12 protein-coding genes are annotated in these 15,682 nt (G+C 67.9%); 7 read left to right on the top strand and 5 right to left on the bottom strand.

Annotated features, from left to right (window positions below):
• Window positions 1–23: 23 nt before the first annotated feature.
• The 4 genes from ACXMYJ_RS01115 to malQ form a co-directional block, all read right to left on the bottom strand.
• Complete coding sequence (locus tag ACXMYJ_RS01115; protein WP_460353385.1) at window positions 24–1,688, bottom strand: ABC transporter ATP-binding protein; 1,665 nt, start codon at window positions 1,686–1,688, stop codon at window positions 24–26.
• Window positions 1,689–1,898: 210 nt separating this feature from the next.
• Window positions 1,899–2,105, bottom strand: a complete 207-nt coding sequence (locus ACXMYJ_RS01110; protein WP_460353382.1) for a hypothetical protein — start codon at window positions 2,103–2,105, stop codon at window positions 1,899–1,901.
• On the bottom strand, window positions 2,089–3,432 hold the full coding sequence (locus ACXMYJ_RS01105; RefSeq protein WP_460353379.1) for an AAA family ATPase: 1,344 nt from the start codon (window positions 3,430–3,432) through the stop codon (window positions 2,089–2,091). The genes ACXMYJ_RS01110 and ACXMYJ_RS01105 overlap by 17 nt, the downstream gene beginning before the upstream one ends.
• A gap of 44 nt (window positions 3,433–3,476) precedes the next feature.
• Window positions 3,477–5,639 (bottom strand): 4-alpha-glucanotransferase, encoded by a 2,163-nt coding sequence (gene malQ / locus ACXMYJ_RS01100; RefSeq protein WP_460353376.1) that lies wholly within the window; start codon window positions 5,637–5,639, stop codon window positions 3,477–3,479.
• A gap of 78 nt (window positions 5,640–5,717) precedes the next feature.
• Here malQ and ACXMYJ_RS01095 point away from each other — a divergent pair, with 78 nt between their 5' ends.
• The 7 genes from ACXMYJ_RS01095 (at window position 5,718) to ACXMYJ_RS01065 (ending at window position 13,736) form a co-directional block, all read left to right on the top strand.
• On the top strand, window positions 5,718–6,872 hold the full coding sequence (locus ACXMYJ_RS01095) for an MFS transporter (protein ID WP_460353374.1): 1,155 nt from the start codon (window positions 5,718–5,720) through the stop codon (window positions 6,870–6,872).
• Window positions 6,873–6,938: 66 nt separating this feature from the next.
• The gene (locus ACXMYJ_RS01090) at window positions 6,939–8,510 is read left to right on the top strand and encodes a carboxylesterase/lipase family protein (RefSeq protein ID WP_460353372.1); all 1,572 of its coding nucleotides are present in this window, start codon (window positions 6,939–6,941) and stop codon (window positions 8,508–8,510) included.
• Between the two features lie 60 nt (window positions 8,511–8,570).
• Entirely contained in the window at window positions 8,571–9,458 is an 888-nt protein-coding gene (locus ACXMYJ_RS01085) for a sterol desaturase family protein (protein ID WP_460353522.1), read from the top strand.
• 10 nt (window positions 9,459–9,468) lie between these two features.
• On the top strand, window positions 9,469–10,875 hold the full coding sequence (locus ACXMYJ_RS01080; protein WP_460353368.1) for an NAD(P)/FAD-dependent oxidoreductase: 1,407 nt from the start codon (window positions 9,469–9,471) through the stop codon (window positions 10,873–10,875).
• A 72-nt stretch (window positions 10,876–10,947) separates the two neighbouring features.
• Entirely contained in the window at window positions 10,948–11,649 is a 702-nt protein-coding gene (locus ACXMYJ_RS01075; RefSeq protein ID WP_460353366.1) for an Rv1815 family serine proteinase, read from the top strand.
• A gap of 81 nt (window positions 11,650–11,730) precedes the next feature.
• A complete protein-coding gene (locus ACXMYJ_RS01070) occupies window positions 11,731–12,207 on the top strand; it encodes a VOC family protein (RefSeq protein ID WP_460353363.1) in 477 nt (158 codons plus the stop codon).
• A complete protein-coding gene (locus ACXMYJ_RS01065) occupies window positions 12,204–13,736 on the top strand; it encodes an FAD-binding protein (protein WP_460353361.1) in 1,533 nt (510 codons plus the stop codon). Before ACXMYJ_RS01070 ends, ACXMYJ_RS01065 begins: the two co-directional genes overlap by 4 nt.
• Here the strand turns inward: ACXMYJ_RS01065 and ACXMYJ_RS01060 are convergent.
• Window positions 13,733–15,646, bottom strand: a complete 1,914-nt coding sequence (locus tag ACXMYJ_RS01060; protein ID WP_460353359.1) for an ABC transporter ATP-binding protein/permease — start codon at window positions 15,644–15,646, stop codon at window positions 13,733–13,735. The genes ACXMYJ_RS01065 and ACXMYJ_RS01060 overlap by 4 nt on opposite strands.
• Window positions 15,647–15,682: the final 36 nt, after the last annotated feature.

The raw sequence follows: 15,682 nt of genomic DNA, 5'->3' as shown, positions 1-15,682 counted from the left end.
GATTCAGAACGAATAACGCAGATTCAGAACGGATTTCGGTACTCGCCAGGATGGTCGGGGAGATCGGCGAATGATTCCACGCGACTGACGTGGCCGCGCTCGACAACGAGAATCTGGTCCGCGCGCTCGATGGTGGAGCGGCGGTGCGCGACGATGAGCACGCTGCAGTGTTCCCGCAGCTGCGTCAACGTCTCGACCAGAACAGACTCGTTCACCCGGTCGAGATGAGCGGTCGGCTCATCGAGCAGGACGAGTTCGGCTGGAGACAGTAGGGCTCGGGCGACCGCCAAACGCTGACGCTGCCCACCCGAGAGCGCACGTCCTCGATCTAGGACACTGGTGTCGAGACCTTGTGGAAGCCCATCGACAAACGCGTCGAGATTGACGCGGCGCAGCACATCGTTGATCTCGGCGTCAGTGGCATCTGGAGCGCCCATCACTAGGTTGTCGCGCAGCGACCCGTGCAACACCGGGCTGTCCTGCTCCACCAATGTGATATGCCGGCGCAGCTCAGCGAGTGGAAAGTCGGTATAGGGCCGGCCATCGAAGACCAGTTGTCCCTCATCGGGCTCATAAAACCGGCACAACAGTGCCAGCAACGTGGATTTGCCTGATCCCGATGGACCCACCACCGCGGTGATCTGCCTGCGACGCAGGTGAAGCGACACCTCACGCAGAACCGGATGAACGCCGTAGGAGAAGCTCACCCCACGTGCCTGCACAAGCGGCGCCTCGCCGGTTTCCGCGACAGCGCTCGACACAGGATCTGTCCGCCTCGGCCGTGTCTGGTCGAGGCGCTCGGGTGCAACCGCCAGCACCTCCTCAATCCGGGCATCGGCGGCCGCAGCAATGTGCAGCGTCGTCAGCCCTCGGTAGACGTCTTGTAGCGGCGCCAGCGAGAACAGCGTCAACAGAAACAACGTCACCAACTCACCGACCGAGATCACACCATCGGAAACGCGGGTCGCTCCGACGACGAGCACAATCACCAACGAACCGGTAGCGGTCATACGCATCACCGGCGCTGACACTGCACCCAACCAGGCCAGCCGCATCCCCGCCCGACGCGCCTCACCGGCCGCTTCCACGATCGCCTCGCCACTGCGCACCTGCGCCTCGCTCATCTTGACCGTGCGAATCGCACCCAGCGTGCGCTCCAACCGGGCACCGTGCTCTCCCACCGCCTGCTGACGCACAGCCGCCGCGCGCCCTGCTTTGGCCAACAACAGGCTTCCACCGAAAAACGACGCCGTGACCACACCCAACACCGCCACCGCGAGCATTGCGTCGATCCGAGCCATCAATGTGCCGGCCACCGCCAGCGTGCACACACCGACGACGACGCGGCTCAGCATCCGCGGGGCTTCTCGCAACTCCGAGATATCAGAGGTAGCCCGGGCGACCAGATCGCCTAGGCGCAAACGATCCAGCTCGGCCACCGGCATCGCCATCAAATGTGTGGCATACACACGGCGACGGTCGAACACCACCTCCTCGCCCAATCGATAGAACAGGTACGTGTCGGCCGCCTCAGCCAGAATCGCCACCACGAAGGCGGCCGCCAAAAGCGACAGCACGCCCCACGACACACCGCCGTGAGACGCCTCATCAACCGCACGTCCGGCAACCAGCGGTTGCACCAGCACTGCCGCACTGGCCAGCGCAGCAGCAGCCACTGCGACCGACATCGCTGCCCAACGGCCCCTCAACGCACGGCGCAGCACCGCAACCACTCCAGCCTGACAGTCACCCATCACCCGCACTCGCCCTCACGTCCTGGGCTGCCCTCGTCGCTTCGAGACGACAACAGATCACCACTGCAACCACCAGAAATCTAGGCCGAATCGGAGCTGTCCGGCGAAACTTCATGATCAAATCAAATTGCTCTGTGGCACAGTCTATTTGGATAAGCCGCGTAGCAAGTTGGGTGGACCGCACGACTGTTCGAGCCACGGCGGGCGCCGGTCGACGACGAGCCCCCGAAATCCGTGTCCGGGCCGGAACAGCTTTCGCGACAGCCCGTCACAGTCGGTGGCGATGTGCTCGGCGGTGGCGTCGATGCGGTCGGCGTTGAGCACGGGCGACATGTTAGAGGCTGAGGTCATAGCCTTGGTCTATTTCCTGGTTTCGGGATTGGCTGTGGTCGAGTCCTAGGGCGCGGTCGATGGCTCGGTCCTGTTGTCTGCGTTGGTTTTTGTGGTGGCTGCTCAGTCTGTTGGTGACGGCGCGGTGGTGTTCTGCGACGAGGGAGGCGACCCGCTCGGGCAGCTCGTGCGCGGGGGTGTCGGCGGCGGTGTGGTGCGCCGTGCGGGCTCGCTCGTCGCGACCGATGACTTGGCGCAGCGCCCAGCCGGCCTGGGTGGGGGTGCCGCGGTAGGCAAGGTGCACCCGGTCAGAAAGATCACGGTGTTGGTGGTCTCCTTCCCCGATCGCGCGGTGGTAGAGGTAAGCGTGGTTGGCCTGACGGCCGCGGGTGAGTGCGACGTAGGCCAGGTTGCGGCTGGCGGTATCAGCGAGCACGGCGTGGGTGCGCTCGGCGGTGACGCCTTGTGAGGTGTGCACGGTGACCGCGTGTCCGAGCTGCACATGCTCACGCAGATAGTCACCGCTGAACACGGCCCACGCTTGGTCGCCGTGTCGGCGGGCTGCGATGCGGGGATGCTCGGCGGTGTCATCGACGGCGATGACCTGCCAGCGTTGCCCGTTGCGCACCGGCGCCCCGGTCAGGACGCGGGTGCGGTCATCCGGGGCGTAGACGGCGACGGTGGAATAGTTGCTGCGCGTGACGATGACGTCGTCGACGGTGATGTGGTGACCGCGCGCCCCGGTTACTGTCGCCGCCTCGAGCCCTCGGCGGGTGCGCTCAGCGACGGTGTGGTCGTGGACCCGACGATTGAGCGCGTCGGTGATCTCGACGGTGTCGGCCAACAGCAGGCTCTCTTTCCCAGCGGCGAGGTCAGCCTGGTGGGCGGCCAGGGCGTCGGCGGCCATGGTGACCTGATCCCCGCAGGCCAGGCGCTGGTGGTTGGGGTACCAGTCGATCGCGCGGCGCACCGGCGCGGGCCCACCATCACGCAGAGCCAGGGACGCGGCGCGTTCGGTGGGGTCGTGCTGGCGCCACACCTCGGTCAGGCGTTGGGTCCAGGGCAGCTCGTCACACAGTTGAGCGAACATCCCGCCGCGCGCTTTGACCGGTGCCAGTTGGTGAGCGTCGCCGACCATCACGGTCTTCGTCCCGGCCGTAGTTGTCGCGGTAAGGAGTTGGCGCCACTGATGCGTGCCGACCATCCCGGCTTTATCGACAACGACGACATCGAACGGCCCCAACTCCAACTGGCCGTCAGCGAAGCCAGCGACGATGCGGCCCCGGAGGAAGAGGCGCAGACCGCGGCACAAGTCGCCGCACAAGTCGGCGCGGCCGCCGAACGACATCGACGGCCAGACCCCGCCACCTTTCTAGGCGCGAGGTCCACCGTTCAGCGGGCTTCCGCGGCGGCGCGCATCGCCTCGCAGAGCGCCGCGGCGCGGGGGTCTTCGAAGATGTCCTCCAGCAGCATCTGCCTGCCGTCCGGGCCGGCCAGCGGGACCCGCCAGTTGGGGTACTCGTCGGTGGTTCCAGGCTGATTCTGCGTGCGGACCTCTCCGACCGCATCGGCCAACGACAGCGACAGCAGCCGCGAGGGTGTGCGACCCAGGTAGCGGTGCAGCGCCAGCACGACCTCCTCGACTTCATCGGCCTCGTCGACGTCACCGGATCCGTTGTCGAGCAGGCCCACTCGGCGCAGCTCGGCCATCCACCCCCGCTGATGTTCGCGGTCGCCGGCCAACTCCTCCTCGGCCGGCCGGGTCAGCAACCCCAGCTCGTCACGCAGGCGTACGTGCTCACCGGCGAGATAGCCCGCCGTCGGCGGAAGGTCGTGGGTTGTCACCGCCGACAGGCAGTACTCCCGCCACCGCTCGGCGGGCAGAGGACCACCGTCGCCGTCCCGATCGCTCTCGAACCACAGAATCGACGTGCCGAACAGCCCGCGGTCGCTCAGATAATCCCGCACCCACGGTTCCACCGTGCCGAGGTCCTCGCCGACGACCACGGCTCCCACCCGTTGCGCCTCCAACGCGACGATCCCGATCATCGCCTCGTGGTCGTACCGCACATAGGTGCCCTCAGTCGGCAACGCGCCCTTCGGAATCCACCACAGCCGAAACAGGCCGATGATGTGGTCGATACGCACCCCGCCCGCATGTCGCAGCACCGCGCTCACCAGGGCGCGGAACGGTTCGTACGCCTGCTCGGCTAGCCGGTCCGGGCGCCACGGCGGCTGCGACCAGTCCTGACCGAGCTGATTGAACTCGTCCGGAGGCGCACCCGCAGTCACCCCGAGCGCCAGCACGTCCTGCAGCGCCCACGCGTCGGCACCGTTGGGATCCACCCCGACCGCCAGGTCGTGCATGATGCCAAGCTTCATACCGGCCTGGAGGGCGCGGTCCTGGGCTGCCGACAACTGCTCGTCGACAATCCACTGCAGCCAACGATGGAAGTCGACCTCGTTGGGATGTTCGTCGACGAACGCAGCGACCGCCGCGCTTCGCGGATGCTGCAACTCCTCGGGCCACTGCCGCCAATCGGCCCCGTATTGGTCGGCCAGCGCACACCAGGTCGCGAAATCGTCGAGGCTGCGTCCCTCGCGTTCCAGAAACGCCTCGTAAGCGATCTCGCGCCCTGCCGACAGTTCGACGAGGTACACCGTCTCCAGCGCCGCCCGCTTGGACGTCCACGCACTGTCCCGGTCGATCTGCTCGGATCTGGCCGCCCGGGTCTGCACCTGTGTCTGTGCCTTGCGAATGCGGCTACGGTGCCGGACGTAGGCGAACTCGGGCACCGCCTGCACCCGCAGATACATCGGGTTGACGAACCGGCGCGACGTCGGTAGATACGGCGATGGCTCCATCGGTGCCACCGGCGCCGCGGCGTGCAGCGGGTTCACCAGCACGAAGCCCGCCCGGTGCCGGGCCGCCGACCACACCGCCAGGTCTGTCAGATCCGTCAGATCGCCTACGCCCCAAGAGTTCCGGGACCGCACACTGTAGAGCTGGGTGGCCAGACCCCAGGTGCGGCCGGAGCCGAGCCGGTCCGCGCAGTTCAGCCTTGCGGGCGCCACGATGACGGTGGTGCTGACATCGGAGTCGGCGACCGCGAGGTGCAGGGTGTGGTAACCCATCGGCAGGTCGGCGGGCAACTCGAAGGTGGCCTCGCCGACCAGTCTGCCGTTCAGATCAAAAGGCGGCCTGTTGTTTTCGAGTTGGCGCAGGCCTGTGCGCACACTGCCGTCTTCGAGCCGCAGCCATAGCCGCGCCGGGTCGCCGTGGGTGACGTGCACCCAGAACGGGGTCGCGACCCCGGTGCGGCCCACGATCGAGGGAGGCAGCGGACGGTCCCAGTGGTCCCGGTCGTGCCGGGCGAGCGCTTCGGCGCGGTCCCGGTCGGTGGCCGCCGCGACACCGAGCGCGTCGAGCACCGCGATCAGCGTCGACGCCGGCACCGGAACGGATCTGCCCGTCCAGTCCGTGTACTCACTGGCCACTCCGTATCGGTGCGCGAGGTCGACCAGCTCCGCGGGCACTCCCCAGTCATCCGCCATGGCGCCAATCTTGCCCTGTGAACGGCGATCGCAAACGTCGAAGACGGCGGCCCAAGGCGACGGAGGTATGGTCGCTGCGTGGCGTCAGCTCGGGTCGCGGTTGCCGCCCTCTTCCTCACCAACGGCGCGCTCTTCGCCAATCTGCTGCCCCGGTATCCGGAGATCAAGACCGACCTGGCGATGTCCAACGCCGTGTACGGCGCAGCCGTCGCCTCGTTCTCGGCCGGTGCGCTGATGGCCGGTCCGGCCGCCGCAGCGCTGATCCGACGGTTCCAGTCGGCCCGCGTGGCGGTCGCCACCACGGTCGCGCTGGGGTTGTTCATCGTGGTCGCCGGGCTGGCCTCCACGCCGTGGGTGTTCGCCGCGGCACTGTTCGCCGCCGGTGCGTGCGACTCGGTGACCGACGTCGCCCAGAATGTCAACGGCCTTCGGCTGCAACGTGATTACGGGCGGTCCATCATCAATTCGCTGCACGCGGTGTGGGCGGTCGGCGCGATCATCGGGGGCCTGATGGGAGCGGCCGCCATCGCGCTCGAGGTCCCGCGCCCGGTCCATCTCGGCGTCGCGGCCGTGGTGTTCTGCGGCGTCGTGCTGGCCGCTTACCCGCATCTGCTGCACGGCCCTGATCACGACAACCATCCGTCGACGCATGACACCGACCGCAGCGGGGTGGGCGCAGCGGTGCTGCTGACGCTGCTGGCACTGGTCGGCATGGCGGTGGCAGGAGCGACGGTCGAGGACGCCGGCAGCTCATGGGCCACGCTGTATCTGCGCGACAGTCTGGGCGCCCCGGGCGCGGTCGCGGTGATGGGCTATGTGGCGCTGGTCGGTTTCATGTTCATCGGACGGATGCTCGGTGACCGGCTGGTCGACCGGTTCGGGGACCGCGTGGTGGCCCGCAGCGGAGGACTTGTCGCAGCGCTCGGTATGGGCACCGCGCTGGCCTTCCCGACGGTGCCCGTCACCGTCGTCGGGTTCGCCGCGGCGGGCCTCGGCGTGGCGACGGTGATACCGGCGGCCATGCGCGCCGCCGACGAACTGCCGGGCCTGCGCCCGGGCACCGGGCTGACGGTCCTGACATGGCTCATGCGGGTGGGTTTCCTGGGTGCCCCGTTGATCGTCGGCATCGTCGCCGACGCGACGAGCCTGCGCGTCGGCCTGCTGACCGTCCCCGTCGCGGGGGTGGCCATCGTCCTGCTCGCCGGTGCCCTCGGCGCGCGGCGCCGCGCCTGATCGGCCCGGCACCGCGGCCAGGCGCTGGTACAGTGGCGTACCGGTAACCGATCGAAGGAGCTCGGCATGACCGCGGAGGCATCCACCCGCAGCGCTGCAGCCGCCCGACCTGTCGTGGACACCACCAACGGGCCGGTCCGGGGAGTCGACGACGGCCGCGCGATGTCGTGGCGCGCCATTCGCTACGCGGCGGCACCGGTCGGAGAGCTCCGGTGGCGGGCGCCCCAGCCGCCGATGCGGTGGTCGGAACCAGCGGACGCGGGACAAGTGGGGCCGGTGTGCCCACAGCCGACCGACCCGAAGATCCCGATCGATCTCGGCGCCCCGCAAGGCGAGGACTTCCTGACGCTCAACGTCTGGGCGCCGTCGGGCACCCGCACCGGCGACGCCAAACCGGTGTTGGTGTGGGTGCATGGTGGCGCTTACATCCTGGGTTCGGCCAGCCAGCCGCTGTACCACGGCCGTGCCCTGGCCACCGGCGGTGACGCGATCGTCGTGACGGTGAACTACCGACTCGGCGCGCTGGGCTTCCTGGAACTGTCCACCCTCGGCGCCGACCGGGAGCGCTTCGCGACCAACCTCGGGTTGCGCGACGTACTGGCCGCACTGGAATGGGTGCGCGACAACATCGCCGCGTTCGGCGGAGATCCGGCACGGGTGACGGTGTTCGGCGAGTCCGCGGGCGGCGGCATCATCACTTCCCTGCTGGCGAGTCCGGCCGCGGCCGGACTGTTCAGCGCGGCGATCTCGCAGAGTTCACCGGTGACCTCCACCTACGATCTGGGGCGCGCGGAGCGGGTCGCCCAACGGTTCATGGACGTGCTCGGCGCCAGCCGGGAGGACCTGCACCGACTGGCTGACGCACCGATCCACGCCCTGGTCGAGGCGTCACGGGCGGTGTTCGACGAGGTCCCCGCGCGCACCCCGGGCACGCTGGCCTTCGCCCCGACCGTCGACGGCGACCTTCTCCCGGATTACCCGGTCAACGCCGCCAGGAAGGGCCTGACCCACCCGGTGCCGCTGATCATCGGCACCAACAAGAACGAGGCCGCGCTGTTCCGGTACATGAAGTCGCCGCTGATGCCGATCGCGCCGGAATCCATCAAGGCGATGTTCGCCGAGATCGCTGCCGAACAGCCGCACCTGAAGCTGCCCGGCGAGGACGTCCTGAAGGGCACCTACCGCGGGCGCGGCAAGACGCACGGTCTCAGCCTGACCAGCGACCTCGGCTTCCGGATGCCGTCGATCTGGTTCGCGGACGGGCACCGCGCGGTCGCCCCGGTGTATCTGTACCGCTTCGATTTCCACACCCCGCTGCTGCGGCTGCTGCGACTGCACGCCGCGCACGCCACCGAACTGCCGTTCGTGTGGGGCAATCTGCTTGCCGGCCGCAGGGATCCGACGTTCGCGCTCGGCGGCCGCAAGGCCGGCGCGGCGGTTTCCGAACGGATGCGGGCACGCTGGGTCAATTTCGCCGCGACCGGCGAACCCACCGCACCGGGGGACGCGCCGGCGTGGCGTCCCTACGGCGCCGAGGACCGTGCGACGTTGGTGATCGACAAGCAGGACATCGTGGTCGACGACCTCGACGCCGGTGTCCGGCAGGCTTGGGGCGACGACGTCCTGAGCTTCCTGTAGAGCCGTAGACTCACCCCGGAGGTGCACGCCGTGGAGTTCCTGGACTTCCTGCCACCGCAGATGCGCGAACCCGTATTGTTCGCGATCCCGTTCTTCCTGCTGCTGCTCATCATCGAGTGGACGGCGGCACGCAAGCTCGAGCACGCGGTCACAGAGGAGGGGACCCCCGGCGTCGGCGCGTACCACACCCGCGACTCGTGGGCGAGCCTGTCGATGGGGCTGGTCTCGGTCGCCACCATGAGCGCCTGGAAGTTCCTCGCGCTGTTGGGTTATGCCGCGATCTACGCCTACCTGGCGCCGTGGCATCTGCCCGCGACGCAGTGGTACACGTGGGTGATCGCGATCGTGGGCGTCGATCTGCTGTTCTACCTCTATCACCGCATCGCACACCGGGTCCGGGTGGTGTGGGCGACGCATCAGGCCCACCACTCCAGCGAGTACTTCAATTTCGCGACCGCACTGCGGCAGAAGTGGAACAACAGCGGCGAGATCCTGATGTGGATCCCGTTGCCGTTGTTGGGCGTTCCGCCGTGGATGGTGTTCGCGGCGTTCTCGTTCAACCTGATCTACCAGTTTTGGATCCACACCGAGCGGATCGGAAAGCTCTGGCGCCCTGTTGAATTCATCTTCAACACCCCGTCTCACCACCGGGTGCACCATGGGATGGACCAGCTGTATCTGGACAAGAACTACGGAGGCATCCTGATCATCTGGGATCGCCTCTTCGGCACGTTCCAGCCCGAGGTGTTCCGGCCTCACTACGGGCTGACCAAACCGGTGGACACGTTCAACATCTGGAAACTCCAGACCCACGAGTACGCGGCGATCGGACGCGACGTGCGTTCGGCACGCGGATGGCGGGCCAAGCTCGGCTACATCTTCGGCCCGCCCGGATGGCAGCCGAACGTGGAGTGCCGAACCGGGACGCAGGCGCATGCCACGCCGTAATGTGCGCGCTGTGCAGACCGTCTTCGACGCCGAGGTGGATCCGGTGCTGGTGGACCGATCGCTGGCCGGAAGCATCCCGGGTTCGGTGTGGCTGGACATCCCGCGCCCTGAGTTCCCGTCCCCGTCCGGTCCGGTCACCTGCGACCTGGTGGTCATCGGCGGCGGCTACACCGGGCTGTGGAGCGCGCTGCACGCGGCGCGGCGCCACCCGGACCGCCGAATCGTCCTGGTCGAGGCCGACCGCATCGGCTGGGCCGCATCCGGGCGCAACGGCGGCTTCGTCGACGCCAGCCTGACCCACGGCTACGAGAACGGGAAGTCTCGCTGGCCCAACGAGATCGACACGCTCGAGGAGATGGGGCGGGAGAACCTCGACGGGATGCAGGACGACATCACCCGGCTGGGACTCGATGTCGAGTGGGAGCGCACCGGCATGCTCACAGTGGCGACCGAGCCGCATCAGGTGCAGTGGCTGGCCGACGCGGCCGCCGACGGCCAAGGCAGGTTCCTGGACGCGTCCCAGGTGCGCGCCGAGGTGAACTCACCGACTTATCGGGCCGGACTGCTCAGTCCTGACAGCTGTGCGATCGTCCACCCGGCGAAGCTGGCCTTGGAACTGGCGCGTGCCTGCCGAGACGCCGGGGTGGAGGTCTTCGAGCACACCGCCGCCACCCGGATCGACTCCGGGGGTGCCGCGCTGCGCATCCACACCGACGGGCCGACGATCACCTGCCGCCAGGCGGTGCTGGCCACCAACGTGTTCCCGAGCCTGCTGCGCCGCAACAAGCTCTACACGGTGCCGGTGTACGACTACGTGCTGGCCACCGAACCGCTCACCGACGCGCAACTGGACCGTATCGGCTGGCGCGGACGGCAGGGGATCGGCGACAGTGCCAACCAGTTCCACTACTACCGCCTGAGCCGGGACAATCGGATCGTCTGGGGCGGGTACGACGCTGTCTACCACTTCGGCCGGAAAGTGAAGTCGGCCTACGAGGACCGCGGGCAGACCTATCGCAGGTTGGCCGAGCATTTCTTCATCACGTTCCCGCAACTCGACGATGTCCGGTTCACCCACCGCTGGGCGGGCGCCATCGACACCAACACCAGGTTCTGTGCGCACTGGGGACTGGCCCGCGAGGGTCGCGTCGCCTATGTCAACGGTTTCACCGGGCTGGGCGTCGGCGCCACCCGGTTCGCCGCCGACGTCTGCCTGGACCTGCTGGACGGGACGCCAACCCGTCGCACCGAGCTCGAGATGGTGCGTCGCAAGCCGTTGCCGTTCCCGCCGGAGCCGTTGGCCAGCGTGGGCATTCAGGCCACCCGCTGGTCGCTCGACCGGGCCGATCACGCCGGCGGCCGGCGCAACCTGCTGCTGCGGGCACTCGACGTCGCCGGCCTGGGATTCGACTCCTGAACCGTGTGTAACGGACCTTTATCTGACCGCGATGAGGTGGTTACATCACATCACGGGTAGGGTGGAGGGGCTGTGTCTGTTCGGTCGTCATCTCGAGTGCTGCAGTTGCTGTTCGCGGTCTTCGCGCCCGCCATCGCGGTGGCGTTGCAGGCGGCGCCCGCCCACGCCCAGCCCCCCGTGGTGGTGTTTCCGGGAATGGAGATCCATCAGGACACCGTGCTGTGCACGCTCGGCTACGTCGACCCGCAGACCCGAATCGGCTACACCGCGGGCCACTGCCGCGCCTCCGGCACCGTCTCCGACAAATTCGGCACCATGATCGGCACCCAGGGCACCTTCCGCGACAACACTCCCAACGGCATGACAGTCGACACCAACCATCAGATCACCGATTGGGAGGTCATCCACCTGGCCCCGCACGTCGCGGTCAACAACGTGCTCCCCGGCGGCAAGGTGCTGGTGACCGATCCCGCGGTGCTGCCCGTGCGCGGCATGCCGGTGTGCCACTTCGGCGTCGTCACCGGCGAAAGCTGCGGCACCATCGAGTCGGTGAACAACGGCTGGTTCACCATGACCAATGGCGTGGTGAGCCGCAAGGGCGACTCCGGCGGGCCGGTGTACACGCCGGCCCCGGACGGGCGCACCGTCTTGATCGGCCTGTTCAACAGCACCTGGGGAACGCTGCCCGCGGCGGTGTCGTGGCAGGTCGCCCGCCAGCAGGCCGACAGCGACACCATCTCTGCAGCGTCGGCCGTCGTCGCGCCGCAGCCCTGACGGTTCCGGCCTGCGCGCCGCAGTGCCGCAATTAGAACATGTTCTAGCCTGTGGGCGCGGCTGGCGATATCCTCTCAAGCGATGCTTGTCCAGACACCTGTCCAGATCGCCTGGGTGACCGACGACCTCGCCGCCACCGAGACGGCGCTGACGGCGTTGTTGGGCGCGCGCAGGTGGGTGCGCATGCCGGGCGTGCACTTCGGCCCGGACACCTGCACCTACCGCGGGCAACCCGCCGATCACGTCGCCGACATCTCGCTCAGCTACGCCGGTGACACCCAGCTCGAGGTGATCGCCCCGGTGCGCGGACCGAGCATCTACCGGGACTTTCTGGACCGGTGCGGACCCGGACTGCACCACGTGTGCCGGGCGTTCGATTCGGCGGGGTTCGACGCCGCGACCGCGCAGGCAGACATCGTCATGGCCGGCACGATGGCCGGCGGCATGCGGTTCGCGTACGCCAGTGCCGCGGACGCCGGTGTGCCGTTCATCGAATTCGCCGACATACCAGCAGAAATCCGCGCGTTCTTCGAGTACGTGAAACAGGAGCAGAAGTGAGCATCCAGAACATCCCGGACACGGTCCACGCCGGCGACGTCACGCCCTGGTCCGACGAGGCCGACGTAGTCGTGCTCGGCTTCGGCATCGCCGGCGGGTGTGCGGCCGTCAGCGCCGCAGCGGCCGGGGCGCGGGTTCTGGTTCTGGAGAAGGCGGCCGCCGCCGGCGGGACCACGTCGATGGCCGGCGGCCACTTCTACCTGGGCGGTGGCACCGCCGTGCAGCAGGCCACCGGCCACGAGGATTCGGCCGAGGAGATGTACAAGTATCTGGTGTCGCAGTCGCGCGACCCGGAACACGACAAGATCCGCGCATACTGCGAGGGCAGCGTGGAGCACTTCGCCTGGCTTGAGGCGCTTGGCTTTCAGTTCGAGCGCAGCTATTACCCCGGCAAGGTGGTGGTGCCGCCGGGCACCGAGGGGCTGTCCTACACCGGCAACGAGAAGGTGTGGCCGTTCTGCGAGCAGGCCAAGCCTGCACCGCGTGGGCATTCGGTGCCGGTGCCGGGGGAGTTGGGCGGTGCGGCCATGGTGATCGACCTGCTGCTCAAGCGCGCCGCCGAACTGGGCGTGCAGATCCGCTACGAAACCGGCGCGACGGCGCTCATCACCGACGACACCGGCGCGGTCGTGGGTGTGCGGTGGAAGCACTTCTCCGAATCCGGTGAGGTGAAGGCGAAATCGGTGGTCATCGCCGCCGGCGGTTTCGCGATGAACGCCGAGATGGTGGCCGAGTACACGCCGGCGTTGGGCCAGGAACGCAAGACCAAGCACCACGGCACGGTGGCGCCGTACATCCTGGGCAACCCCAACGACGACGGCCTCGGGATCAAGCTCGGGCTCTCGGCCGGCGGGGTGGCCGCCAACCTCGATCAGCTGTTCATCACCGCGGCGGCCTACCCGCCGGAGATCCTGCTCACCGGCGTCATCGTGAACAAGGATGGCAAGCGCTTCGTGGCCGAGGACTCCTACCATTCGCGCACGTCGGCTTTCGTGCTCGAGCAACCGGACCAGACCGCGTATCTGGTGGTCGACGAGGACCATATGCAGATGCCGGAGATGCCGCTGATCAAGTTCATCGACGGCTACGAGACGATCGCCGAGATCGAGTCCGCGCTGGGCATTCCGGAGGGCAATCTGGCGGCGACGCTGGAGCGCTACAACGCCAACGCCGCCGAGGGGGTCGACCCGGACTTTCACAAGCAGCCCGAATACGTGGCCCCGCAGGACCACGGGCCGTGGGCGGTGTTCGATCTGTCCCTGGGCCGGGCGATGTACTCCGGGTTCACGATGGGCGGGCTGAAGGTGTCGGTCGACGGTGAGGTGCTGCGCGAGGACGGCAGCGCGGTCGCCGGCCTGTACGCCGCGGGGGCGTGCGCGTGCAACATCGCCCAGGACGGCAAAGGATATGCGAGCGGAACGCAGCTGGGCGAGGGGTCGTTCTTCGGGCGGCGGGCGGGAGAACACGCAGCGAGGCGGGCGGGAGAACACGCAGCGAGGCGGGCGGGAGAACACGCGGCGAGGCGTTAACCCGGGGTCGTCTCCAGTTCGCTGAGTTCCCACCGACCGTCGCCGACGAGCTTGAGCTCCCTGGTGTGGTGCTGTTCGACCGTGCTGCGGTGGCTGACGCTGACGAGGATGGTGTCCGGCAGCCGGTCCCGCACCAGCTGGTAGAGCATCAACTCCAGACCCTCGTCCAGCGCTGAGGTCGACTCGTCCAGGAACACCGCCTCGGGCCGGGTCAGCAGGATGCGCGCGAACGCCACACGCTGCTGCTCGCCGGGAGAGAGCACCTTCGCCCAGTCCTGCACCTCGTCCAGCCGATCGACCAGATGCGGCAGCGCGACGGTGGTCAGCACGTCACGCAGCTGCGCGTCGGTGATGTCGTCGGTGCTGTTCGGATAGGCGACGACGGTGCGGAGATCACCGAGCGGCACGTAGGGCAGCTGCGAGAGGAACATCGTGGCGCCCTCGCCGCCGGGTCGCCGCAGCGTCCCAGAGCAGAACGGCCAGAGCTGGGCCAGGCTGCGCAGCAGCGTGGTCTTGCCGCTGCCCGACGGTCCGGTGACCACCAGGCTGTCGCCCGGGTGCAGGGTCACGTCGAGCGGTTCGACCAGCTCCCGCCCGTCCGGTGTGCGCACCGAGACGCCCTTCATCTCGACGCGGCCGCCGTCGCAGTCCTCGCAACCCAGCGTCGGCAGTTCACGGCCCTCCTCGTTGGCGACGACGAGGCCGTGCAGGCGGATGATGGCCGCGCGGTAGCCGGCGAAGTTGTCGTAGGCGTTGCGGAAGAACGACAGCCCGGACAGGATCTCCCGGAACGCGCTCGCGGTCTGCGACAGCTGCCCCAAGGTGATCTCTCCGCTGTAGAAGCGGGGGAACTGCACGATGTAGGGGATGAGCTCCTGGGCCTGGGTGATGCCGAGGTTCCAGCCGAGGAACTTGGCCATCCGGTTGACGTAGCGCTTGTAGTTGTCGACGATCGGCGCGAAGCGGCGGCGCAGCCCGGTGCGTTCGGCGAGCTCGCCACGGTAGAAAGCCACCGCCTCGGCGGCGTCCCGCAGCCGCACCAAGGCATACCGGAACGCGGCGTTGAACTTCTCGTTGAGGAACGCCAGCGTGATGATCGGCCGGCCGATCCAGAACGCCACCACGGTGGCGAACAAGATGTAGACGATGCCGATCACAAACATCGCACGCGGCAACTCGACGCCGACCAGCGGCAAGGTCACCGGACCCGAGAGGTTCCACAGAATCGTGGTGAACGAGATCATCGCCGCGATCGAGGCGACCGCACCGAACAACAGCGTGGACTGTGAGGTGTTGTTTGGGGTGTTGGGCAGCGATCCGACGCCGGTGGTGAAGATGTCGATGTCCATCTGGATGCGCTGATCCGGGTTGTCGATGGTGTCGTCGATGAACCGTGCGCGGTAGTAGGCCTTGCCGTCGAGCCAGTCGCCGGTCAGCTGGTCGGTCAGCCAGGTCCGCCACCGCAGCATGAACCGCTGGGTGGCGATCAGGTCCAGCATGATGAGGGCGACGTTGAGCACGGCGAGCACGGCGAACACCGTCATCGAGAGCCAGAATCCGTCGGCGCCGGATTCCCTGACCGCCTCGTTGTCGGAGCCCAGGCCGGCGGCGATGACCTGGAAGCTGGTCATCATGTCGTTGCCCTGGAAGCTGAACAGCACCGACAGCCGCACACTGAGGATCACCAGCAGCAGGATCCCGGCCAGCCACAGCCAGACGACGACACTCTCGGGTCCGGTGAAGTAGCCGCGGGTGACACGCCAGAACTGGCTGCCCCACGTGGTGAACCGCACGATCAGGAATAGGACGACCATCGTGGCCACCGCCGCGTACGCCCAGCCCTGGGCGATCCACCACAGCGATGTCCACAGCTCATTGCCCCAATCCAAGGTCGGGGTGAACGTTTCCATGCGGGCAAGGTACCGCGCCGACCCCGAGGCGGCGTA

The sequence above is a fragment of the Mycobacterium sp. ZZG genome (assembly GCF_054786995.1).
This window is presented reverse-complemented; position numbering and strand designations above follow the sequence as displayed.

Bases quoted from the DNA above. Each gene is read 5' to 3' on its own strand.
- ACXMYJ_RS01115 (WP_460353385.1), bottom strand. From the start codon at position 1,688: ATGTCGGTCGCAGTGGCTGCTGCTGCGCTGGCCAGTGCGGCAGTGCTG.
- ACXMYJ_RS01110 (WP_460353382.1), bottom strand. From the start codon at position 2,105: ATGACCTCAGCCTCTAACATGTCGCCCGTGCTCAACGCCGACCGCATC.
- ACXMYJ_RS01105 (WP_460353379.1), bottom strand. From the start codon at position 3,432: ATGTCGTTCGGCGGCCGCGCCGACTTGTGCGGCGACTTGTGCCGCGGT.
- malQ (WP_460353376.1), bottom strand. From the start codon at position 5,639: ATGGCGGATGACTGGGGAGTGCCCGCGGAGCTGGTCGACCTCGCGCAC.
- ACXMYJ_RS01090 (WP_460353372.1), top strand. From the start codon at position 6,939: ATGACCGCGGAGGCATCCACCCGCAGCGCTGCAGCCGCCCGACCTGTC.
- ACXMYJ_RS01085 (WP_460353522.1), top strand. From the start codon at position 8,571: ATGCGCGAACCCGTATTGTTCGCGATCCCGTTCTTCCTGCTGCTGCTC.
- ACXMYJ_RS01070 (WP_460353363.1), top strand. From the start codon at position 11,731: ATGCTTGTCCAGACACCTGTCCAGATCGCCTGGGTGACCGACGACCTC.
- ACXMYJ_RS01060 (WP_460353359.1), bottom strand. From the start codon at position 15,646: ATGGAAACGTTCACCCCGACCTTGGATTGGGGCAATGAGCTGTGGACA.